Source organism: Bradyrhizobium sp. MI1.3 (assembly GCF_055811695.1).
This window is the reverse complement of record NZ_JBVVPQ010000053.1, coordinates 1-23,584: the sequence shown is the minus strand read 5'-3', so window position 1 is coordinate 23,584 and position 23,584 is coordinate 1. Positions and strand designations below refer to the sequence as shown.

General features: G+C 57.8%; 17 protein-coding genes and 1 pseudogene. 9 read left to right on the top strand and 9 right to left on the bottom strand.

What is annotated here, in order from left to right; all coding sequences use genetic code 11:
• Positions 1-297 precede the first annotated feature (297 nt).
• Both AC0L3A_RS29460 and AC0L3A_RS29455 read right to left on the bottom strand, forming a co-directional pair.
• Complete coding sequence (locus AC0L3A_RS29460; RefSeq protein ID WP_473255655.1) at positions 298-1,374, bottom strand: glycosyltransferase family 2 protein; 1,077 nt, start codon at positions 1,372-1,374, stop codon at positions 298-300.
• 7 nt (positions 1,375-1,381) lie between these two features.
• Entirely contained in the window at positions 1,382-2,431 is a 1,050-nt protein-coding gene (locus AC0L3A_RS29455) for a glycosyltransferase family 4 protein (protein WP_473255654.1), read from the bottom strand.
• A gap of 523 nt (positions 2,432-2,954) precedes the next feature.
• On the opposite strand from AC0L3A_RS29455, the gene AC0L3A_RS29450 reads away from it, so the two are divergent.
• Complete coding sequence (locus tag AC0L3A_RS29450) at positions 2,955-3,266, top strand: hypothetical protein (RefSeq protein WP_473255653.1); 312 nt, start codon at positions 2,955-2,957, stop codon at positions 3,264-3,266.
• Between the two features lie 59 nt (positions 3,267-3,325).
• Here the strand turns inward: AC0L3A_RS29450 and AC0L3A_RS29445 are convergent, their stop codons facing one another.
• From AC0L3A_RS29445 to AC0L3A_RS29435, 3 genes are all read right to left on the bottom strand, one after another.
• Positions 3,326-4,018, bottom strand: coding sequence for a class I SAM-dependent methyltransferase (locus AC0L3A_RS29445; RefSeq protein WP_473255652.1), 693 nt, complete (start codon positions 4,016-4,018; stop codon positions 3,326-3,328).
• Between the two features lie 98 nt (positions 4,019-4,116).
• Positions 4,117-5,319 (bottom strand): glycosyltransferase family 4 protein, encoded by a 1,203-nt coding sequence (locus AC0L3A_RS29440; protein ID WP_473255651.1) that lies wholly within the window; start codon positions 5,317-5,319, stop codon positions 4,117-4,119.
• A gap of 44 nt (positions 5,320-5,363) precedes the next feature.
• Positions 5,364-6,263 (bottom strand): FkbM family methyltransferase, encoded by a 900-nt coding sequence (locus tag AC0L3A_RS29435; RefSeq protein ID WP_473255650.1) that lies wholly within the window; start codon positions 6,261-6,263, stop codon positions 5,364-5,366.
• A 255-nt stretch (positions 6,264-6,518) separates the two neighbouring features.
• Here AC0L3A_RS29435 and AC0L3A_RS29430 point away from each other — a divergent pair, with 255 nt between their 5' ends.
• The 8 genes from AC0L3A_RS29430 to AC0L3A_RS29395 all read left to right on the top strand — a co-directional run bounded on the left by AC0L3A_RS29430 (position 6,519) and on the right by AC0L3A_RS29395 (position 19,078).
• Positions 6,519-8,483 (top strand): hydrolase, encoded by a 1,965-nt coding sequence (locus AC0L3A_RS29430; RefSeq protein ID WP_473255649.1) that lies wholly within the window; start codon positions 6,519-6,521, stop codon positions 8,481-8,483.
• A 127-nt stretch (positions 8,484-8,610) separates the two neighbouring features.
• Complete coding sequence (locus tag AC0L3A_RS29425; RefSeq protein ID WP_473255648.1) at positions 8,611-10,017, top strand: hypothetical protein; 1,407 nt, start codon at positions 8,611-8,613, stop codon at positions 10,015-10,017.
• Positions 10,014-12,074: a glycosyltransferase gene (locus AC0L3A_RS29420; RefSeq protein ID WP_473255647.1), complete on the top strand. Its 2,061-nt coding sequence runs from the start codon at positions 10,014-10,016 to the stop codon at positions 12,072-12,074. The genes AC0L3A_RS29425 and AC0L3A_RS29420 overlap by 4 nt, the downstream gene beginning before the upstream one ends.
• A gap of 73 nt (positions 12,075-12,147) precedes the next feature.
• Positions 12,148-13,569: a lipopolysaccharide biosynthesis protein gene (locus AC0L3A_RS29415; RefSeq protein WP_473255646.1), complete on the top strand. Its 1,422-nt coding sequence runs from the start codon at positions 12,148-12,150 to the stop codon at positions 13,567-13,569.
• Between the two features lie 47 nt (positions 13,570-13,616).
• Entirely contained in the window at positions 13,617-14,468 is an 852-nt protein-coding gene (locus tag AC0L3A_RS29410) for a glycoside hydrolase family 16 protein (RefSeq protein WP_473255645.1), read from the top strand.
• Between the two features lie 76 nt (positions 14,469-14,544).
• Complete coding sequence (locus tag AC0L3A_RS29405) at positions 14,545-15,672, top strand: glycosyltransferase (RefSeq protein ID WP_473255644.1); 1,128 nt, start codon at positions 14,545-14,547, stop codon at positions 15,670-15,672.
• Positions 15,673-15,948: 276 nt separating this feature from the next.
• Complete coding sequence (locus AC0L3A_RS29400; protein WP_473255643.1) at positions 15,949-18,159, top strand: polysaccharide biosynthesis tyrosine autokinase; 2,211 nt, start codon at positions 15,949-15,951, stop codon at positions 18,157-18,159.
• Positions 18,160-18,385: 226 nt separating this feature from the next.
• A complete protein-coding gene (locus AC0L3A_RS29395; protein ID WP_473255642.1) occupies positions 18,386-19,078 on the top strand; it encodes a sugar transferase in 693 nt (230 codons plus the stop codon).
• A 539-nt stretch (positions 19,079-19,617) separates the two neighbouring features.
• Here AC0L3A_RS29395 and AC0L3A_RS29390 read toward each other — a convergent pair.
• The 4 genes and pseudogenes from AC0L3A_RS29390 to tnpC form a co-directional block, all read right to left on the bottom strand.
• The gene (locus tag AC0L3A_RS29390; protein ID WP_473255641.1) at positions 19,618-20,952 is read right to left on the bottom strand and encodes an NAD(P)-binding protein; all 1,335 of its coding nucleotides are present in this window, start codon (positions 20,950-20,952) and stop codon (positions 19,618-19,620) included.
• Positions 20,953-21,325: 373 nt separating this feature from the next.
• Complete coding sequence (locus AC0L3A_RS29385; protein WP_473255640.1) at positions 21,326-21,676, bottom strand: VanZ family protein; 351 nt, start codon at positions 21,674-21,676, stop codon at positions 21,326-21,328.
• 758 nt (positions 21,677-22,434) lie between these two features.
• On the bottom strand, positions 22,435-22,791 hold the full coding sequence (locus AC0L3A_RS29380) for a hypothetical protein (RefSeq protein WP_473255639.1): 357 nt from the start codon (positions 22,789-22,791) through the stop codon (positions 22,435-22,437).
• 160 nt (positions 22,792-22,951) lie between these two features.
• Positions 22,952-23,584: pseudogene (gene tnpC, locus AC0L3A_RS29375) on the bottom strand (IS66 family transposase); the annotation flags it as partial.

Below are 23,584 nucleotides of genomic sequence, written 5' to 3'. Positions count from 1 at the left end.
TCCGGCGATCACATCGTCCTGGTCCACTTTCTCAACGATCACTGGGACGGGACCCCCGACACCGACCGCAATCTCTATCTGGACTCGGTCAGCTTCAACGGAACGAACCTACCGCAAGGCGCGATCGGAAACGTACTCGGACAGACCTTCAGTTTCCATGATCTTATCGGGTAGGATCGATAGCTTTGCAGGCCGCAATCGGACGCTGCAACAGATTGCGCACGGATGTCGATCAAGCAACAGCCTCGCCGTCATTGAACATAGCTGCCAGACCTGATGCTGGCCGCGGGGCCGCGACTAGCGCTGCAAAACGAAGCGGCGAAGGCCCGCCATCGATTGGCTCCAGTTTCGAGACCTGCAGGCCATCAATGCCTTGGCTGGTTCGCGAGGCAGCACGGCCCCGAGCACAAAGAAAGCAGCTAGCGCGAGTTTATGAACGATTGAAAAAGGTTCAGATCCAAGACTCGCAAGCAGCTTCGGCAGCATCGAAGCTGGCGAGCTGCGCCCCGATACAATCTGAAGGCAGAAGTTGCGCTCGCGATAGTAATAGGCCCGTTGCGGCTCGATCAACGTTCGGCCCGGAGCGACGCGAGCGAGAATGCAGCGCAAGTGCTCCGTACGCGCCACGAACCTCTTGATGTCGCGGTCCAGCACGGAAGCGGTTGGAAGCTGACCGAGCTGCGAGTCGTTCAGGCCGTGCACGCGGTAGTTTCCCAGCTCTTCGGAGAGGCTCACTATGTCCCCAAAGAACGGAGCAACAAACAGGACGACGCCATCAACGGCCCTATCGTAGTCCACTTCTCGCAACAGCTCGCAGACGTCCCGACGAAACACATTTCCCGAGGTCGGTGGCGTCTTGTAGACGGCGCGTCTAAGCACCTCATTGACCAATCTGTCGCGCTCTCGGAACGATTTGAGCGACGACAGCGATCCGATACGGTTGCTTTCGGCATCTACGAGCGTCAGGCCGAATTGGAGTTTTGCGACGCGCTCGTCCAATTCAGCGACGAGTCTGGCTAGTGAACCGGGCTTCAACTCGTCATCGGCGTCGAGGAACAAGACGAATGGCGCTTGTGTCTTGTCCAGACCAAACAGGCAGGCGCCTAATTGCCCTCGATTTTCAATCTTGAATGCACTAACGGCGCAACGAGTTATCGCCTCCCACGAGCCGTCAGTTGAGCCATCGTCTACGACCAGGAGTTCGCAGGCATCACACTTTTGGTCCAAGACGCTCTTGACCGCTCGCTCGACATAGGCCTCGTAGTTGAAACAGGCAATGATAACGGCCAGCTTAGGAGCATCCCTTGGCCCTATTCTAGAGCACGTCATTGCTGTCGTTGGATCACTTGCTTCGTTTGGCTCAGGCGTGAGCATGAGTGTGTCAAGACGCCTCCTGGTAAATCGCGAGGGTCTGACGAGCGACCCGGTCGATCGTAAGGAACTCGAGATTGAACTGACTTTTCTTCTTCCACTCCAGCACGGCTTCTCGGTCCTGGAGTAAAGAGCGCAATACTTCGGCAAGTCTTTGCGGGTTGCGCGCGGGAACGAGAACGCCGGCGTGGCCGTGTTCAAGCAGTTCAGGAATTCCGTCCACATCGGTCGCGACAATGGCGCAGCCAGCTTCCCGCGCTTCCGACAGCACCAGCGGAGCGGGATCAGCATGCGAGGGCAATACGAACACGTCGGCGCCTGATAAGAATGGGAAAGGGTTATCCTGAGCGCCCATGAATGTCACTGCCGACGCACACCCCATGGAGCTGACTTGCGCGGCATATTGCTCGCGGTGAGGTCCGTCACCCACAATATACAAGTGCCCCGTTCCGAGCACACCGTAGACCATATCGAATGCCGAAAAGAGGTCTGAAAGCCCCTTCCGCGGATGTAGTCCGCCAACGAATATGATCGCTGGAGATTGAAGGGAAGCTGGCGCGCGATCTTTCTGGTCGAGCCGAGCTGCACCAATTGTTCCATTCAGAACCACTCGAATCCTCGACTGCGGGATGCCTCGTTTTCGCATTGACTTACCAACGGCTGCACTAACCGCGATCACTCTCGCTCCCAAGCCCATCAGAACGGCGCTTCTCTCAAACTCGTTGTGAACAGTGGTGACGAGCGGGATGCCGAGCAACTTGCAAATTGGCCATGCAAGAACGGCACTCGTCATCATATGGGCATGAACGACCTCTGCTCGCCAATCGCGCACGAGCCGGTAGAGAGACAGCGTGGCGTGTAGAAGTTGCTTGGGTCGGCGCTCCAGATTGACGCGCATGGTTTCGACATTGTTGGCCGCGAGCAGGAGATCAAAATCGCCGCCGCCGCTCACCATTGCGACTTGATGACCGAGTTTCACTTGCGCACAGGCGAGGTCCACTGCGGCATGCACATGGCCATTCAGGCGTCGCGTATGGTTGAGCAATTGTAGAATGCGCATGGATACCTGCGGCAAATAGCGATGGACGATGAAAAATACCCCCAGGCCGGGTGCTCAGCGCACTCCGTAGGCTGATCGACCTCGAGCTGAGCGAAAGCAACACTGTTAACGTGCAAATTCCCTGCCAACGCAAAATCCGTAGAAACTCGGTCCTGGCTAAAAAAAGGGTTAATCGGAAAAGGGTTAGCTTGATCTGGCTCCCCCACCTGCTATTCTGCTTTCATCGCTGGCTTCGACAGCGGGACTGCCTGCCCAAAAAACGGGCCTAAGTAACTGAATTGAGTGGAGCAAAGCCGGCTTGGCTCCCCGTGAGAGCTGCACCTCCACAAGATCTTGCCATAGTGCGCGTTTAGACATCGGCCCGGAAGGAGTGATCTCGTCGTTTGACGGATCATTTGACTTGGGCAGCGGGGCAACGCGTCGAACTCGGGCTTGGGGGCCTAGGGGCCACGACGCCGATGCTCAAGGACGTTCGTTCAGCTCAGCTCTTCCCAACAGACTTCGCGCATCGAAGGGCATTGGAATGGAACACGCGGCAATCGGACTGGCAGTTTTTGGGGCGCTGTTGGGGCTGCGCTTCCGATTTAGGGTGTTACTCCCCTTTGTCTTGCTCGTGCTGCTTGTCGCGCTGTTTCTGGCATTCAATCGCCAGCTTGGTGCGCTTCAGACCCTGCTCATCGTCCTCATCTCCCAAGCCATCCTACAAGGCAGTTACTTTATCGGGCTGGCTACCCGCGCGCTGTTTCGCGTCTTCCAGCGCAAGCTGATTGCGACCGATGAGCTGGCTGCAACGGACAAGAGTCGGTCCAATTCGGAGTCGATCGCCTCCAACTGAGTTCGACCGCGAGGCGCGTCAGCCTCTGAGCGCAATCAAGCTTTCTAAGCTATCTATCCTCACTTAGCGACGACCAGCAGCGAGTAGCCGCCCAGTAAGCGCACTGCAAGATCAGCATCGAATGCAAACATCAGGCGGCGGGGCAGTCGCATGAGACGACTCGTGAAGGCCTGATTGGGCAATTCCAACCGGCTCGCGGTATAACAATGATCGACAATCGTGTAGCCGCAATCTTCGAGCGTCGCCAACGCTGACTGTTTGAAGAAATAATGGATGTGTCCGACATTGCGTCTGAGTTCTGTAATCGGCCATGCCCGCAAAATGGATTGCGCGGAGAGATCTAGTGGAATGTGAAAGATCTTGAATGTTCCAAACCGCCGCAACTGCTTTATGAACGAAATATAATCCTCAACATGCTCAATCACATCTATTGCAAGGATAACGTCGAACTCCAAATCCTGTTCTCCCAGCAGGTCGCTTAAGTGAAACTTAGTGCGTTGTGTATTTTTGGCCGCTGCCCGCCTGAACGCATCGGGCGAGATTTCGTATCCCGATAAGCGCGCCCCCGGAAACGCCCTTTCCAGATTTAACAAGATCTCGCCTGTCCCGCAGCCGATCTCGCATATCCGTTCGGTTGGGAGGTTGTTTCGCCGGATCATCTGCGCGACGTGACCGGCCTTCCACGGCGCGTCCTCCTCGTGCCATGTCGGATTGTTCTTCCCGTAAGCATCGCTCTCGTATAATTCCTTCATTGCGAATCCTTCTTTGAACGAAGTCGTGGATTGCTTTTCGGTTTACCGCCTGATGTCATCCGGAAACATCTAAGTTGAAGCTCGCTCAGCTGCGGTGACTACGGATGGCTGGACCTTCGCAAGCTATCCGCAAGCTCCGCGTATAATTTTTCCGCATTATAGCTCGTTTGGACGGTTTCACTCGCTGCTCGCCCAAGTGACTGGCGATCGCGCCAGGCCTCAAGGATTGCAGCGGTTAGACCCCTCACGTCACCGACCGGAAAAAGTAATCCATTAACTCCGTGCGTGACCAATTGCTCAAATGCCCGTATTCGGCTGAGCACCACCGCCGCACCGCAAGCCATTGCTTCCAGCACGGCAAGAGCCACCGCCTCATTCGCCGATGGCATCGCATATACGCCGCACCGGCAAAGCAGCGCGCGCACGGCGGAGCGATCGACAAACCCGTGAAATTTCACCCGGTGCGATAAGCCGAGCTTGGCGGCCAGCCGCTGCAACAGGTCCTTGTCCGGTCCAGTGCCGACGATATCCAACGTCCACTCCTCCGGTAGGCCGACGAGGGACCGAATAAGGTCGGTTGTGCGTTTCTGCCTGTTGGTCAAGCGCGTGATCGTCAGAATCGTCTTGGAGCGGCTTGCGGTGGCATCAGGAAAGAACTCGGATAGGTCGCAGCCGTTCGGCTGAAGGCGGGATCGACCGCCGTATTGGCTGATGATGCGACACTCCTGCTCGGTTTGACCATAGAGCAACGCCGTCTTGCGGAAACTGCTGCGTTTGAACAGCGTCACGACGCGGTCCGATAGGCCACCATGATCTGCACCGACGACCGGCAAATCAAGTCGGCCTACCAGATGGTCAAATCTGCCACTCCAATATTCCTGCACGTACAGCAGATCAATTTCATCTGCCATCAGCGCGCTCCGAAGCGGCTGCATAAAGGCAATCGTGTTCAGCCGCTCCTCCGCATAGAGAGACCAGCGCCAACGGCGCGACAGGCGCTTGACCCACACACGTTCAATCAGTCTGTACCAATGCTCAAGCGGTAGAAATCGAACGACCACCCCCACATCTGTGTCGTATTTGCCTGCTTCGCGCAGTGACGGGATGTAGAGCAATGGCCTAATCCCGTTTCGGCTTAGACCGCGAGCATAATACCAGGCCCAGTCGTTTCGATAGCGGTCGAGATAACTCGCGCGCGTCTGCCCCTGTACCCAACCGAAAAACCCTTCGAAGGAACTGCAACTGAGCAGCATCGCGACCTTGATGCGCTTAGCTTCGGCCGCGGGCTCCAACAATGACATCTTCGCGGCTTTCTTACTCGTGCTGCAATATCTTCATGCAATCATCAGTCCACGGCTGGTCCGCTTTTCGCTTTCCCCACCGCGCCAGCCTTCTGAACTGTACTTGCGTCCAAGCGCCTCTCAAGATTCGTGCCATGGCGGGATACCATATGCTGCGAATGCACATACCAGCCGTCCCACTGCGAGAACTCCGCGAAAACCCGCTTGTATCCGTGCTTGGTGAGAAGCCCCTCGATCGCCGCTTCGGTTTGCCGGTTTTGCTCCACGGTGAGCAAATCGATGGTGTACTGAGAAAAATCAAAGCTCCTGAGGATGTCATACTCGCTACCCTCGGTGTCGATCGACATGTAGTCGATCCTACGAGGAGCATTGCAGTCCGCCAGCAGCTGGTTAAGTGAGACTGTCTCGACTTCGATCTCTTCTCCTTCGGAGCGAACGGCTGCAAAGTGATCTCCCGAAGCGAATTCGGCCACCCCACTGAGCTCCGGATCAACTGCATTCGTGACCAAAAAGCGTACCTTCTTGCCGGAGCTTGAGCTGACGCACCGACGATCCTTACGAGAGTTGCGGTTCTGGGCGAGCGCGTCGTGCCAGAATGGATTGGGCTCAGCTAAAATTCCTTGCCACCCGTATTCTTTTTCCAACAGCCAGGTGTTGCTGTTAGTCACTCCGTTGGTTGCCCCGAACTCAACAAAGAATCCGCCTCGTTTTTCTCCGAGTTCGTAGCTAATCCACAAGTCCTGAAATATTTGCGATCGTGATCGATCACGGTTCACAAAGCAGTAGGCCAAGAACCGGATCTCGTCCATCCGACCAAAGCGTTCTACTTCGGGGCGCCGCAACCGGATGGCATTGAAGGTCATCCGGCGGAGCGAGGCGCTTTGTGCAGCCCTGAAGGCAACATAAGCAAGCGCGGAAACGCCAAGCTTAGCAATCGATCGCATTGTTATGGCTCTAAATAATCTCGCTAGAACTGGCCAGCCGAGACTGCGGGGAATTCGGCCGATGATGGTCAATCCAGATAACTCTTGAATCCAAAATCCAGACGTCTCTTCGAGTTGGCACGCAAAATGCTACAAGTAATCCGATCATCTGAGCAACATCTAATTGCGGAGCAAGCGATAGCATAAATTAGTCTGCAACCGTTAAGCGCGTTTCAAAGGCATGGCGGTTAGTGGCGTTTGGAGTTTTTGTATATTATGAAATCACATAGGCTAGCCGAGCTGATCAGCTCCGCCGATGGCGTCGATATAATATCCGTCGACGTCTTTGACACGCTTCTGCTACGAACCGTGCGCTCCGCCCGCTCACGCATTATGCAAGGTGAGTATTTATTCAGCAGTTTTCTTCGGGCGCGTGGCTGCCAAATCGAACCTGCCCTGTTGTCAAAAGCTAGACAGGACGCCGAGCGACTCGCCTTCCGGGCCCTGGCCGTACGCGGATCAGGTGAGGCCCGATTGCTCGACGTCATCGATCGGCAGCTCAGCTTGCTAGGTCTACCGCTTTCCGTCAGCGCGGCGCGGGTGGCGATTGAACTCGAGGTCGAGAAGACCTCGCTCGTCGCAAACCGGGCCTTGGCCCGTGCTCTGCGCGCCCGCCGGGAGAGGGGCAGCCGCATTGTCGCCGTCAGCGACACCACGCTGTCGTCTGCGGATCTGTGTGAGCTGATCCGGCATTTTCATGGGCACGATGTTATTGATCAGGTCTACAGCAGCGCCGATCAAGGACGAACCAAGCGTGACGGTGACCTGTTTCCTCGCGTCGCCGAAGTTGAAGGCGTGTCCTTAGGCAGGATCCTGCATATCGGCGATGATCCGCACGCCGACGTTCGTCGCCCGTCGGCGCATGGACTCACTGTCGTTCATACGCCTCGGCCGATCTGGCTGGGCTACTTACGTAAGGCCAATGGTGGTTTGGTCGCCGCTCAGGCTGCGTTGTCACGACCGAAGCGCAGCATCAGCTCGGCAGCGGCGGCACCTGAAAATGCCTACACGTTCGGGCGTTTTGTCCTTGGGCCGATCGTCACTCATTTTTGTTTGCTGATTTGGCTATATGCCGCCGAAGCGGAGGCACACGACAAAGCGACCTTGCTGTTTTGCGCCAGGGGAGGCGTTGGAATACGAGAGGTCTTCGAACGCGTAGTCGCGAAGCTCTCGCTGCCGCTCGGCATGCGGCGGGAAAACATCATGGTCTCGCGCCTGGTTGCGGCGCGCGCCGCGGTCCTGGTCCGAAGCGCTTCAGCGCTTGAAGAGGTTGCGCGTGAGTTTCGAAGCCGCTCGTTTTTTGATGTAGCTAGCGCCCTTGGTGGAGGACACTACGAGCTTCCAGACCAGTGGAAGCAGCCTTTTCGTGCGGACGCTTTTTTCGCAATGCTGTTTGATGATGGTGCCAAATCCGTGTTGTCCGACATCCGCATGCAGAACGCGCTGTTCGAGCGGCACTTTGCCGAGCTCCGGGGCGATGCTTGCCGAATTTTGTTGTGCGATACAGGCCTCTATGGAAGCACGCAGCGGCTATTGGTCAGCGCCTTTCCTACCCAGCGAATTGAATCAATTCAATTTGCCCGATCAAACTACAAGGGACATAGCGAGGAGCATTTCAAGCAAGTAACCGGCCTGCTGGTTGAGCGCAATGGTTACAGCCCGCTCGACGTCCGTTCCTCTGTCCTGCGGTACTGGCATCTCATCGAGAGCTTGTTCGAGCCCGCGGTCCCCTCTGTTACTTCATTTGTCGACGAGGGTGAGGAGGTGGTCGCCAACTGCGGGGACGTCCGGTTCGGGTTCGTCGATCCAAGCCTTGGAAACGAGCTGCTATCCGGAGCCCTCAGCTACGTGGATAGCCTTCCGGCCGATGGCGGGGCAACAGCATTGCGGGATGTCGAGATCGCGTGGATTCGCCTCAAGCGAGCGATTACGCGGCCCACCCCGGGCGAATTGCGATGCCTCGAAGTCCCCGGGCGATCCGTCGACTTCGGTAGACCCGAGGTCCTGCAAGCATTGCCGGCCGAGCAACCTCGTCCGGTGTTGCGCAAGTTGGCATCGCTACGATTTGAACTCTGGCGTGAGGGCGCGATAGCACGGCAATTTCCCGTTCTAAAGCACGCTCTCCTGCCAATGCTTGATTCCGTGCATTCTCTCAGGGGCATCGTGGCTCGCCAGCATTGAAAACGCTTATGTGGAATCCAACAGCAGTTCGCGCAACGCGCCCGGTCAGCTCAGCGGGATCAGGATTTTCGGCTGAAGCGCGCGACGGCGTGTCGCGGGAGCTCGGTATAAACGACCCCGGTGCGTCATGTCCGTAGAACCGATCGGCGTTTTGACTATCCTACTCGGCTTGCTTTGCCTGCCTCTGGGATACCGAGCCACGTTCGGCGCCCTGCTATGCACAGCTCTGTTCGGCGCCGCCGCCGCCATCCTTGTCGGCGGCGCCAACATCCAACCGGCCCACCTCTTCTTGGGCTTTGCGTTGGCGGCGGTGCTGACCCGGCGGCACGAGGCTGCTGCTGCGATGCGGGCCATGACCTTCGGCCAGCCCGGATTTTGGCTGTTATGTTTGGTCATCTTTGCAGTCGGCTCTGCGCTCTTGATGCCACGTCTACTGGCTGGCGCAACGCAGATTGTGCCCCTTGGAGCGTCGGAATACGCCAACACCGGCTCGACTGTGCCGCTTGGACCGGTGTCCAGCAATTTTAATCAGTCCGTCTACATGGCGGCCGATCTCGCCTGCTTCGTGATCACGGCGGCAATCGGAACCACCCAGAGGGGGTTTCGGGCTGTCGTGGCCGCAGTACTGGGCTACTGCGCCGGCAATATTCTCCTCGCCATGCTGGACATTGGGACCTATGCGACGGGCACGCAAGGTATTCTCGATTTCATGCGCAACGCCCAATACACAATGCACTCCGATGACCAGGTCAATGGTGTAAAGCGCATCGTCGGTTCGTTTCCCGAGGCCTCCGCATTCGCGCGCGCCACGCTCGGCGCCTTCGCGTTCACCGGTACACTTTGGCTGAGCGGCAGGAGCCCGATGGTGACCGGTCCTATGGCGCTGGCATCCCTCGCGCTGGTTATCCTGTCCACCTCCTCGACAGGATTCGCGGGGGCTCCGCTGGTCGCCTCAATCCTTTACGCCGGACTGGTGCAGCGGAGCGGCTTTCAACCGAACCGTCCGTTCAGTTCCGCGGCTGTGCTCTGCACGCCTATCATTTTGATCGTCGTGATCTTGGGGGTGCTTCTCGACGAGCGCGCCAGCGAAACGGTTCGCGGCTACATCGACACGCTGATCCTTAACAAATCCTCTTCGACCTCTGCGGTCGAGCGCAGCTCGTGGAATGCCGCTGCGCTACAGAACTTCTTTGACTCTTTTGGTTTTGGCGTTGGACTCGGAACCATTCGCACCTCGAGCTTTCCGATCGCACTTCTTGCAAACATCGGTATTCCCGGTACCGCCTTCTACGCCCTGTTCGCCGCAACGGCCCTGTTCCGGCCATCGAAAGGCCGGCGCACCTATGAGGCGGACGCCGGCCTCGCCGCCCGGAATGCATGTTTTGCGCTCATCATCGGCGACACGTTGGCAGCCCCGACCGTGGAGCAAGGTCTGCTGTTTTACGCCCTCGCCGCGCTGGCTTGCGCCTCACCTCAGGACCACCTCGAACGAGTACTGCTCACCCCATCCGAGCTATCGGGAGCCAAGGCATGAACTCATCCAGCAGCCTTTTTGGCGTGAATGGCCGCTATTTAACTCAGCCCAGAACTGGCGTGCAGCGCTATGCCCACAACGTCGCGGCGGCGATGAATCAAGCACTCGTCGCGTCGGGCGCGGAGGTTCCGATCATCGCCCCCAGGGCCGCAGCCGATCCCGGACTTCAGGCCATGCCGCTCATCACAGCGGGGCCCGTGGGCGGACACCTTTGGGAGCAAGCGGTTCTTCCAGCGCGGTGGCCCGGGCGTTTGCTCAATCTCGGCAACACCGCCCCGGCCACCAAATCGGATCAGGTCGTGTGTATTCACGACGCAAACGTGTTCGATGCGCCGGAGAGCTATCGAGCGGCATTCCGCGCCAGCTACCGCGCCCTGCAACCGCTGTTGGCCAGGCGAGCTGCAAGAATCACAACCGTGTCGACCTATTCCGCCCGGCAGCTTGCCAGGCACCTTCCGGTGCGAGCCGCAGATATCGTGGTACTTCCAAATGGACACGAGCACGCCTTGGCTTGGGATCCAAGGCTCGCGCGCATAGCTCCGGAGGTTGCAGCGGAGAACCGCTTTGTGCTGGCGCTCGGATCCCGCGCTCCGCACAAGAACCTGCAGCTGGTTGCCAAGATCGCGCCTGAGCTTGCCGCAATGAACATTGGCGTCATCGTTGCGGGAGGAGGCGCGGGCATTTTCGCTCCGGAGAGTCTAGCGAACGCTCACGGACTAACCCTGCTCGGCCACATCACAGATGACGATCTCGCCTATCTCATGGATCGCGCCTTGTGCTTGATCTTTCCATCGTGGACAGAGGGTTTTGGGCTTCCGATCATCGAAGCCATGGCACGCGGATGTCCTGTAGTGGCCTCGGATCGGGCCAGCATGACCGAGGTATGCGGCGATGCCGCCTTGCTCACAGCTCCTGACAATCCGCTGCGATGGGTCCAATGCATTCAACAACTCTCGATCTCGAGCAATCAGCGGGATGAACTCATCGGCCGCGGCCGCGAGCGAATCAAAATGTTCTCTTGGGAGCGTACGGCGGCTGGATATCTCGAACTGATGCGAGAGCCTACCGCTGCTGTGAGAGGGCAGCAGACCAGCGTTACTGGGCCGTTACCCAAGGTGGCGGTGGCGATCGCAACGCGAGGACGGCCTGAAATGGTGACCGCGACCCTGACTCACCTGCTGCAGACCCAGACTCTCGAGCCGAACGCGGTGATCGTTTCTTGCGTCACCACGGAGGATGCGGGCGATGCCGCCAAGCTGCCTGGCGTTCGAGTTGTCACCGGTCCGGGCGGCTTGCCGGCTCAACGCAATACCGCGTTGGCCACGCTCAGCGATGAGATCGACGTCATCGCGTTCTTCGACGATGATTTCTTGGCGGATCCCGATTGGTTGGCTGCGGCCGCGCAGACCTTTCGAGACGAGCCGGAGGTCGTGGGTTTCACCGGGTATCTTTATGCCGATGGCATTCTTGGACCAGGACTGAGCTTTGACCAAGCACTGCGCATCTTGACGGAAAGAACGCTGCCACACGAGCCACCGCGCATCGAACCATTCAGCCCGTACGGCTGCAACATGGCTTTCCGCATGTCCGCGATCGGCAGCACAACATTTGATGAGCGCCTCGTCCTCTACGGCTGGCAGGAAGACCGGGATTTTGGCGCGGCGGTGGCAAAGCGAGGCGGCCGCCTAATCAAGTCCCCGCGGGCCCGCGGAGTTCATATGGGGGTCAAGTCCGGTCGTGTTGCCGGAGATCGGCTGGGTTATTCGCAAGTCGTCAATCCAATTTATTTGCTGCGCAAAGGTACGACGACGCCTCGACAGGCAATAGGCCAAATCTTTCGAAACGTGGCCAACAACTTGGCGCGCTGCGCCAGACCCGAACCTTTCATCGATCGGCGGGGGCGGCTTCGAGGAAACATGCTCGGTTTCGCCGACGTGCTGACAGGCCGTATCGAACCCGAGCGTGCAGCGGCAATTGTGCCAGGCGGAAAGAAGAGCTCGGGTCCACAGCTGGGAGTTCCAACGAAAGGCAATCGCGATGACGCCGCAGTCTTGTGAGGCCGCGCGACCGAAAACCGGACTCGGATCAAAGACGTGGCATAGCCCCGTCGCGACGTGCAGGCAGTAAGTCGTGCTTGCCCGCAAAACGATCTTGGGAGCCGCCTGGACTGTGTCGTCCAGGCTTACAGCCCGGACTATCGATTTCGTCACGCTTCTTGTCCTCGCACGCATCCTGACACCCGCCGACTTCGGCCTGACTGCCCTCGCAGCGACAGTAACGGTCATCGCGGACATGGTGCTTGAGGTGCCAACCCTCCAGGCCCTGACGCGCCTGCCACATGTAACGAAGTCGCACTTGGATACTGCCTTTACCTTGAGCGCCCTTAGGGGGGTCGCTTTGGCATCTGTGCTTTTGTTAGTGGCGTGGCCATTTGCACAGATCTACAACGATCCCCGCCTCCTCAGCTTGATCCTCGTCAGCGCAATCGGACCATTGGCCCGCAGCCTGTATAGTCCCGGAATGGTCGAATACATCCGCAGCATGACCTTCAGGCAAGTTTTTCTGGCCGAGATCTTCGGCAAACTCGCTGCAGCCATTGTTGCGACGACCGCGCTCGGTCTTGGAGCTGGGTACTGGGCCATTGTCGCCGGCGGCGTAGCGGCGTCCGTGGGCGCCACATCGATATCTTATGTATTGGCACCTTATAAACCGGGCTTCTCGTTATCCCAATTTCGGGAGTTCTCGGCCTTTCTCGGCTGGCTTAGCGGCGCGCAAATTGTTATCGCCCTGAGCTGGCAGTGTGACCGGATCCTACTCGGCTATTCATCGAGCAAAGCCGCGCTGGGCCAATACACCATTGCCAGCGACCTCTCGGTGATGCCGACACAGAGCCTGATAGGTCCGGCGATGCAGCCTCTCATGGCGGCATTCTCGCAGATCAACCAGAACCAGGACCGGCTCCGTCACGCGTATTCGAAAGCCTCCCGGTTCACGATGCTGCTCGCGGCGCCGGCCTGCATCGGCATGTCGTTGACCTCGGACCTGATCGCCGAGGTACTGCTGGGCCCGCAATGGAATGACGCCGGCGTTTATTTGCGATGGCTCGCCCTGTCGACCGTCCTTAGCGCCTTCTATCAGCCACTGCATTCGTTGGCGCTTGCCACTAATCGAACGCAGTTGGTGTTTCGCCTAACTCTGGTCGAGCTGTGCGCCAAGCTCGTTCTTATGTTCTTGGGTTTCTATTTTTATTCTCTTGCCGGGGTGGTCGCGGCACGAGGCGCTGTTTCGTTCATCATGTTCGTCCTCTCCTTGATCGGAGCGAGGCAGCTTGTCGGAACAAGCGTAGCTTCCGAAGCCGCCAATCTCTGGCAAATCGCCGCTGCCTGCGCGGTGATGACCCTTCTCGTGATCGGGCTACGATACAAACTGCCTGAGATCCATATGGTGGCTTTTGTTGAATTGGGTGTGACCTCATTGTTCGGCGCAATCGTCTACGTCGCCGCGCTCTATGGCTTTGGTGTCCGGATAAACAGCCGGGCAGAGGCCGTGTGATACTCGATGCTAAAGGAGAACGAGATGCGCGAGAAGGAGCATGCAACGTGAAGCGATCGACCTGGGCAGGAACACCAGTCGTGCTCGCCCTTGGAGCTTCACTTGGCTCTGCAATCGCAGCCGAGCAGCCCCAATCCTGTGAACTCCATCCCGTCTTGCTTGAAGAATTCGACGAGCTCAGTGTCTCAGCTAATCGCGTCGGTCCCGCACGCTGGACCGCCCACACGCCCTGGTCGGGCGATTTCGGCGACGCGGCATTCGCAAATCCGGGGCCAAGGGGACCATTTAAGGTCGAAGACGGAATTCTGGCCATCACCGCTTCAAAAGATCGCAACGGCAGGTGGACGTCCGGTCTGCTCGCGGCAGCCGATGCTTCCGGCGCCGGGACCGGGACCCGTTACGGCTATTTCGAAGCCCGCATGAAGATGCCACCCGGCCCGGGAACGTGGCCGGCGTTCTGGCTTGCTGCCCTGAAGCCCGCCACGGTGACTGAAGGAAATGTCGAAATCGATATCATCGAGTATTACGGGCAGTTCACATCCGCTTATCAGGCGGCCACGCACATCTGGTACAAGCAGCCGCCTAGCACCTGGGGCGAGGCGCAAAAGGTCAGCGTACCCAACGATGCCCTTGTCCAAGACTTCCATACTTTTGGCGTCGATATCTCGCCACAAAAGCTTGTGTTCTTCTTTGACCGAAAGCTGGTCTGGAGCCAACCAACTCCACCTGAACTCGACGGTCCGCTCTATCCTCTCGTGAACCTTGCCCTCGGTGGCGGCTGGCCTATCGATCAGACACCCGGTCCTTCTACGCTGTTGATCGACTATGTCCACGTGTACGGGCGCGGGGCTGGTCCGGCCGAGGGTTGTCCGCCAGCCCCTGAAATCCTGCCACGTTGAAGCTTGAGTGTCCGCTCGAAGCCGCTGACGAATTCACAGCGTATGGTTTTTGACTCGTTCGCGGGAGATTGATTGCATGAAAGTCGCGATTATTCACTATTGGCTCGTGGGGATGCGGGGGGGCGAGAAAGTCCTCGAGGCGCTCTGCGAGATGTATCCCGAGGCGGACATCTATACGCACGTCTATGTCCCGGAGATGGTCTCCGAGACCATTCGAAAGCACCGCGTTATTTCGACCTTTATCAATCGGCTCCCGCGCGCTCGACGCATGTACAAGACCTACCTTCCGCTCATGCCTATCGCTCTGGAGCAGCTCGATTTGCGGAACTATGACCTCATCCTCAGCAGCGAAGCGGGGCCGGCAAAAGGCATCGTTGCCCCTCCGCACGCCCTGCATGTCTGCTATTGCCACACGCCCATGCGCTACATTTGGAATATGTTCCACGATTATCGAGCAGGCGCAGGCGTCCTGGCGCGTCTGGCAATGCCCCCGTTTGCACACTATTTGAGGCTTTGGGACGCCGCTTCGGCCGCGCGGGTCGACAGCTTCGTCGCCAATTCTGCAACGGTCGCTGGACGTATCCGCCGCTACTACGGTCTCGATGCGACCGTGATTCACCCTCCGGTGGATACGGCGGCATTCTCCCCGTGTCCCTCCTCCGAACTCGGCGACTACTATCTGATGGCGGGCGAACTCGTGTCCTACAAGCGACCTGATCTTGCGGTACGCGCCTTCAATGACTTGAAATTGAAACTAGTGGTTATCGGCGGCGGAGACATGCTTTCCGAGATCCGCCGCATTGCGGGCCCGACCGTCTCAGTGCTGGGGCCGCAGCCGTTCGAGTCACTCAAGCACCACTACGCGCGCTGTCGCGCGCTCATCTTCCCTGGAGAAGAAGACTTCGGCATGGTCCCGGTTGAAGCTATGGCGAGCGGACGTCCGGTGCTGGCCTTTGGGCGCGGCGGCGCCACCGAGACGGTCGCGAACAACGTGACCGGACTGTTCTTCGACGAGCAGACTGTCGGTGCCATCGCCGAGAGCATCGCCAGATTCTCAAAGATGACCTTTGAGCCTGAAGCCATCATTGCTTATGCCCAGCAGTTTGGCCGCGAGCCATTCATCCGCAAAATGCATTCCCATATCGAGTTACTTTTGGCCCAACGCGCCCGATCGACAGTCCGGGGCCAAGCAGCGCTCAGCTAAACACCTACCGCAACCGTTGATTGCGCACGCGGCTAAGGTGCATCTTACGGCATCGGCGTGCTTACCACCCGCAGCAGCCGGCTTCACAGAGGGCCGCAGCCACCAGTTGATCGCTTCTTGAGCACAGGCTGCAACGGATTTGTGCTCTGAAACGGCGGTTTAATCGGCGATACTGGCTCTTGTTTTCGAATGTCCGTCCTTGTTTTGCACGAACTGATGCGGGCCCTTCTTTTGGAATGTATGCGTTTTTAACACGAGTTGAGTTGAGGGCGTGGAATGAACATCGCCGGCGAATTTCGGCCTCAAGCAACGGCGACGGAAGCCGGTCCTGATCAGGCCCGATCTCTGCTTCTGTTACGCGACTTCCTACGTCGCGAATGGCGGCTCATCACCTTCGTGACGGTTGCCTCGTTAGCGCTTGGCGCTTTTTACGTCGGGATCGCACCGCGCAAATTCACTGCGCAGGCCGACATGTTCATTGATACCAAGGGGATTACTTCTCCTCAAAGCGAGAACTCCCAGGAACATCACAGCGCAGACGACTCCGTTGTGGAGAGCGAGATCGAGACCACCCGGTCGGAAAAAGTGGGAAAGGCGGTCATAGCCCAGTTGCACCTCACCGACGATCCGGAGTTCGCCTCCTCGAGCACCGCAAGCTTGGCCCGACTGTTGCGGGTCGCGAAAGCGTCCGAGGAGAAGCCTTCGCCTGCTGAACTGGAGCGACGGGCGCTTGGTGTCCTGAAAGACAATTTGCGCGTAACGCGTTTGGGTCGCAGCTATGTCGAGCAGATCGCCTATACCTCGCTAGATCCAGATAAGGCTGCACGGATCGCCAATGGGGTCGCAGAGGCCTACATCGAGTACCGGCTGCAGGCAAAGTACGAGGCCACCCGACGCGCGAGCATTTGGCTGGAGCAGCGGATTAGCGAGCTCCGTCAGCAGGCTAGCACCGCCTACAAGGCCGTTCAGGACTTCAAAGCCGAAAACGGCATCATTATTGGTGTCGAAGGCAAACTGGCGAGCGAGGTTGAGCTCGATCAGCTCGGCGTGGCGCTGGCCAAAGCTCGTGCCGACACCAGCCAAGCTCGAGCCAAGCTCGAGCGCATACAACGCATCATCGAACAACGGCCGGAGAAGGAAAACTTCAACATCCCTGATCCGGTTGTCACCGATGCGCTTAACAGCCAGGTCATCACCAAGCTCCGGCAGAAATTCCTTGAAAATCAAAACAAGCAAGCCGAATGGAGCACCCGCTACGGCGCCGAGCATGAAGCCGCCAGGAATCTGCGCTCGGAAATGGCCGCACTGCAACGTTCGATGTGGGATGAAATCTCCCGGATCGCGGAGAGTTATAAGAGTGAGCTCCAGATCGCGAAGTCGCAGGAAGAGGCGATCGATCGGCGAATGATCGAGATCTTCCAGCAGTCCGGCGCGACGCGGCAAGCTCAGGTTCACCTGCGTGAGTTGGAAACGGGCGCTAACACCTACCGCGGCATCTACGAGGCCTTCTTGTCTCGATTCACTCAATCGGTGCAGCAGCAGTCGTTTCCGTCGACGGAGGCCCGCGTGGTGACGGAAGCGTCTGCTCCGGCCAAGCCGAGCTCGCCCAAGCTCGCAATCACATTGGCCTTTGCAGCCATGTGTGGGTTGGGCTTGGGCATGCTTGCTGCGATCGCCCGGGAGCAATTCATGTACCGGAGGGTCCACACACGCGATCAGCTCGAGAAGCTCTTGGGCACGACCTGCCTAGCTGCGTTCCCAGCGGTTTCAGGATTGACGGCTCGACTGCGCGGCGGTCGACTGAGCGCCTTCCATCAGATCAACCGAGCCGCGCCTTTTTCGGCTACGGGCGAGGCTTTGCGCTACATCAAAGTCGCAATCGATCTTCACCCGGCGAGGGCGAAAGTTATCGGCGTTACGTCGGCCCTCCCCGGCGAAGGCAAAACAACCGTGACCGCGGCTCTTGCAGCATTTCTTGCCAAATCCGGAGCCCGTACCCTTCTGATAGATTCGGATCTGCGTAAACCCGCTTTGTCCCAAATGCTTGGCTATGATCGTCGGCCCGGGCTGCAAAACATGGTCGCCGATCGGTCGAAGCTCAAAGACGTGATCATCAGCGACACCATGTTCAACTTCGATGTCGTGCCCTCTCCCGCGACTCCAACGCCTTCGAACAGCTCCGATGTCCTTCGTGCACCATCGATCAGGATCGAATTGGAGAGCGCTCGGGAGGAGTACGACTATATTATTTGCGATTTGCCGCCGATCTTGCCGATCGTCGACGTCAAGGCGATAGCAAGCCTCTTCGACGCTTTTCTGATGGTGGTTGAATGGGGCACGTCCACCGACGAGGTCCTCAAGGCCATTCGATCATCGCCGCTTGTTTCGGAGCGATTGCTGGGTGCCGTCCTCAATAAGACGGACGAAGCTTTTATGCGCCGCTTCGAGGGCTATTCCGATCGACGCTATTCGTATTACCAAAATTAAAGAAGCCAGCGCTAATCCCATAGCTTTTCTCAAACGCGCGCGGCAAACTCTGCGAACCCAGTATAATTTTAAGCTGAAAAAATCCGCTTTTGTGCCGAAATTTTAAACTTGTGCTAATTGTGCACCGCCGTCAGAATTTAATCTGCTCACAGGGGGCAATGCGATCTAGAGAATAGAGGGGACGAGCTCAAACGCTTTTTTAGATGTTGTTTATGGAGTTCCCGCAATGACCAATGTGGTCGATACACGCGGCGAGTTGCCTTTTATTTCCGTGGAGAGGCGTTCTCCCGTCCACGTGGTACCGCGTCCCGTGGGTGCAGTAGTAAAGAGATCGGTTGATCTGGTATTGGCAGTTATTGGCGTTCTGCTGTTTTCTCCTTTATTGCTGATTTGTTACTTAGCCTTAGTTCTTTCGTCGCCAGGATCGGCGCTGTTTCGCCACAGGCGAGTTGGCTTTAACGGTCAAACCTTCGACTGCCTGAAATTCCGTACCATGGCGCCGGACGCAGCGGAGCGGCTGCAACGATTGCTGGAGTCCGATCCTGCCGCGGCTGCGGAGTGGCACGCCGCTCGCAAATTACGCTCTGATCCTCGCGTAACGCTGTTGGGCGCAATGCTGCGCAGATCCAGTCTCGACGAATTGCCTCAACTGTTCAATGTCATTCGTGGTGACATGAGCATCGTCGGCCCCCGACCGGTCACAGAAGAAGAACTGGCGCGATACGCCTACAAGGTCGGGGCCTATCTGGCCTGCCGTCCTGGAATTACAGGCCTTTGGCAAGTGAGCGGTCGCAGTACAACCACCTACCGCAGGCGCGTTGCCTGCGATGCGTTCTACGCGCGCAATTGGTCCGTGGTACTCGACACCAAGATAATGCTCGCAACCATCCCGGCTGTGTTTGAAGATGCAGCATATTGAAAGTCTGGCCGACTCGACGCCCGACCAGACATCTCTCTGCAGAGGGGAGGCCTGACACCCTCTGGCAGGACAGAACGCCGTTTGAACTGAAGATTGATCACCGCGCGATTGGACCCGGCCTTTTAGGCCGTCACGGCACTCACGACCTGCGAGATCGATTGCACCATTGAGGGATGATGATGAGCGCGAGCTCCACCCATGCCACGGCTTTCGAAGCCATTTGCTCGAACTGCGCGACACTGGCGGTTACCTTCGAGTGTGCTGACGGAGCCCTCGATGACACGCCCATTTTTTGCAGGAAGTGCGGGCGCCTGCGCGGCCTCATTGGCGCGGTCAGGAAGATGGCGCACCAGCCCGTTGCGGCCTGCACGCTCACTCGTCTGGACCGGCACTGAGCGACACGTAATTCCCAGCTCCGCAGGAAACCTACTTTATCAGCCGAGCACGTGCTCACCGCGCCTTCAACAGGTCCTGCGCAAACTGTGGCAGCTATTTACTGGAATTGAGGGTGCGCGCGCACGGAATCTGCTCCTGTCCCGCTAATCCGGACGAAGCGCGGCTTCGGCTTTTAGCGTGGAGTCGCGAGCGGTTGGTTGATAGTCAAATCTGCCTTGCCGTCCAATCGATTCAATTCCCAACTTGCGCAGTGCGACCACCGCACTTGCCGCGTGCTCGTCGGCCTGGTCGGTGTAGATTGGGTAGGCATTGCCAAGCATATGCGCGCCCTCGAGCCGAAGGTCGCCTAAAAACAGTCTGTTGTCGCAGGTGTGAGTTCTAAAGTCGCAATCTGCCCTACTGGTGTCGCGGGCCACGTGCTCAGCATTGACTTCGACAGAGAAGAATTCCCGGCCGAGGCACCGGCCGTAAAAATCGGAATGAATCGTCAGGCGCTTCCACGCCCCTGCCCTCGAAAAATTGTACAAGATCGGCTGTGTGAAGCCTCTCTCACCGGAAAAACTATAGAACAGCGTCAGCAACGTGACGGTCTTCAGGTCTCGACGGCTTTGCAAACCGCACAATTCTTCGATACGCGCTAGCGGAATGGTCGAGACCAAGCGCCGAGCGACGATCGCGCGGTCGTTGGCCAGGACGATCGAAAACTCGCCGTTCTGCCCTTCAACGCGAGCTATCTTGGTACCCAAAACAAAGTCCGCGCCTTGACCTTCAAGCCGCTCCATTGCTTTGCGATACAGAAATGTGAAGCCTTCCCGCGGCCGAACGAGTTGTTGATTGGGAGTTACGTTAGGGGCACGGCGGAAGGCCCGCGCGATAAGGTTTCGCAGCGTCGCATGCTCCTTGATCCAAAGCATTCTTTTCTCTGCAAACTTGACGTCCACCTTCTCGGCAGGAAATCCGTAGAACCGGCTCAAATAATAGCCGAGTCCCGTGCGCTCCAGTAACCGCCTTCCGATCCAAAAGGTTGCAAAGTCCTTGGCGTTCCGGATCTTGCGGCGGAACGTTCGCGCAAAGATGATCGAGCTCACCATCCGAAGCCATTCCAACGGGCCGGCTGAAAGCAGATCGTCCGTGATGGACAGCGGATAGTGGCTTACTGCGCCTTGTGGAGTGAGCCGCCCCCATGACGGGTAGATCTGAATGTAGAGCGGTAACAACTCGGGAAAGTGTGCCAATAGCGGCGAATCGTCCTGGAAGATGTAGCTGCCGACATCGAACGTATAGTCGCCGATCTTGCAGTCGATATGATTGCCGCCGATCGAAGGATACTCATCGATGACTAGCACCCTCCGAGCACCTTGGCGCTGCAAAATTGACGCTGCCACGAGGCCGCTAATTCCAGCGCCCAAGACCACTGCCTCGAATTGGTCGTCAACACCTTCAGCCATCGGAGTGTCGACGGTGACCTGTGATGTCATCTGGCAATCATCCGTGATGGGCAGCAACAGAGTGACCGAGGGTACATATTGGAAAACAAACCAGAAGGGTTAAAGCTGATCCGCGTTGGAGCTCAAAGATCATCTCCCCAGCTCCCGAAATAATGTACCCACTCGACCGACGAAGCTACGCGATATTGCAGACGATTGACGCACAAAATTGAGCCATATGCCCCAATGCGTCGCCCACATATCTGTCACTCGGCTTTCTGACCTCCATTAAGCAGGAAAGAGGCAACCTGCTCGGGCGCATCAGTAAAGCAACGTACTCACGAGTTTGCTGAACACACTCATTCGGCGAGTTGGCTCTGGCGGCGGCCAGGAGCCTAATCCGTTGCTAGCTTTGCGGCCGCAGTCAAGGCTGGGGCAGGTTAGCGTCGTTAGCTGCTCCGCGAGACGTTGCGAGCATCCTGAAGACAGCGTGAAGAACAACAATGCCGACGACACCACCAGAGATCTTTTCTACGACGTCAATAAAGCCCGGATCTCGATCGGCGCGGAATCTCTGTAGGAGCTCCAACAGGATTGCCACGGCTGATACGAGGCCAACGGCGAGGCCAATGCGGCCCGGTACAGCGAAGTAGAACAGACCTCCAAGTACAGCGTATGCGCCAAATCGCTCAATGATGGTGATCAGATTGGACTCATCGGCACTTATCAGAAAGGGTCTCGCTGTCATGGTCGAGAGGGTTGCGTAGGCGATCAAGCCTAATCCGATCGCGGCTGGAATAAGAACCAATGGTCGAGGCATGGTCCAAATCTAGCAGAGGAACGAGGGGTGTCCACAGAAAGTTTACTGCCCCTGGCTCCCACCCCTCTGCAAGATAGGGCGCCATTTTCATCTCTGAGCGCGTGTCCCCTAGACGCTTCTCACAACACGCATCTCGATGATTCTGGCGATGAGTGCATATCCAAGCAGCACCTAACCCGTACCCTATGCTCGAGATAGCAACGCTTCGAGTGGGCAGTGATTGCCCGACACATATGGCGCTTTCATTCTTGAGCCGCATGTAGGCAGAACGTGCAACCCTTTTGGGTGTAGTGACGATCAGAGATGCTGCATGCATCGATCCCGACTTCGAATAGCAGGGTGCAAAATGCCTTGAGCTGGCGTATTGAACCTATCGCTGCTACCGAAATCGACGCGCGCCGCCTCCTATGGCTTCGGTGCGCATGCCATCACCACCGGAGTCTACGTGCAGGCGCGCGAGAACCCTTCGTCGCGTTCGAGGGCCTGCTTAATGCCGCGCAAACCAAGCGCATGCTGCCTGCGCCTCGTAGGTAAACCTATACGCCAGCGGCGCTCAAAATCCGTTTTGCGCTAAATCGGTTCTACACGAACAGGTCCCAAGGCGGACTTGCCCGGGGACACCTTTCAGCACTTGTCCGACTCTTCGGGAAAGACTAAGGATCTGTATGAAAACATCGGTCCTGAAGTCAGCCCAAGATTGCGACAGGACGCCGTTACGGGCTCAGCAACCCGCGCAGAGCATCACGCTCTTTGAACAATTCTCGAATCCGTTGAGCATTGGCCGCTTGCGTCTCCTGCCACTCGACGCGATCTTCTGCAGTCCATAAATACGACTCGCGATTGAACCGAGCTTTCTCGGCCTTATCAAATTCTATGTACAGCTCGATTTCGCGCTCAACTTGGTCCAGTCGTTCCCGGAGAGTTCTCGGCATCAGCCGTTCCTTCGGCTTTGCCTCCAGCCCGCTTCGATCTTCGGTGTAACCGGTGCCACGATCAATAGGAGTTCTTTCCCGTCGGGTAGATGCGCGCATTTTCCATAAAATTGTCACGGCGCGGAAGATCGTCGTCATGGGGGTGATTACTGCGTCACCTTTTTTGGTTCCATCCAGTTCGCTCCGCCGGAGTATGTGTGACACGCGAAAGTCCCTTGGGAGGCAGAACGTGACACGCAATCCCTGAACCGTAGGGCTATTGGTTATTGGGTGTGTCGATTAGTCGTAAGCGATGTTCTCAGGCCACGCGCCAGCGTTTTTGGGTAGCGAGATAGGCCCAGGGTAGCAATTCGTCGATCTGGCTGTTCGGGTGATCGTTGACGATGCGGGTGATGACGTCGGCGAGATAGGCGTGGGTTCGACGCCGACGAGCTTGCAGGTTTCGATCAGTGAGGCGATGACGGCCCAGTGTTCGCCGCCGCCGTCCGAGCCAGCGAACAGGGCGTTCTTGCGGTTGAGCGCGATTGGGCGGATAGCGCGCTCGACGACGTTGGAATCGATCTCGATGCGGCCGTCGGCAATGAAGCGCGTCAGCCCGTCCCAACGCGACAGCGCATATCGGATGGCCTCCGCGAGTTTGGTCTTCTGGCTAATCAGACTAAGCTTGGCGCGCAGCCAGGGTTCGAACTCGTCGGCAATCGGCCGGCTCTTCTCTTGGCGGACGGCGCGACGCTCGTCGGCGGTACGGCCGCAGATCTGGGCTTCGATGACGTAGAGCCCGGCGATACGTTCGAGCGCTTCGCTGGCGATCGGTGCGGGACCGGCCGCGGCGAGTTCGTAGAAGCGCCGGCGCACATGGGACCAGCAGAACGCCAGTTCTACGTCACCGCGCTCGGCCAGGACCCGATAGCCGGCATAGCCGTCGACCTGG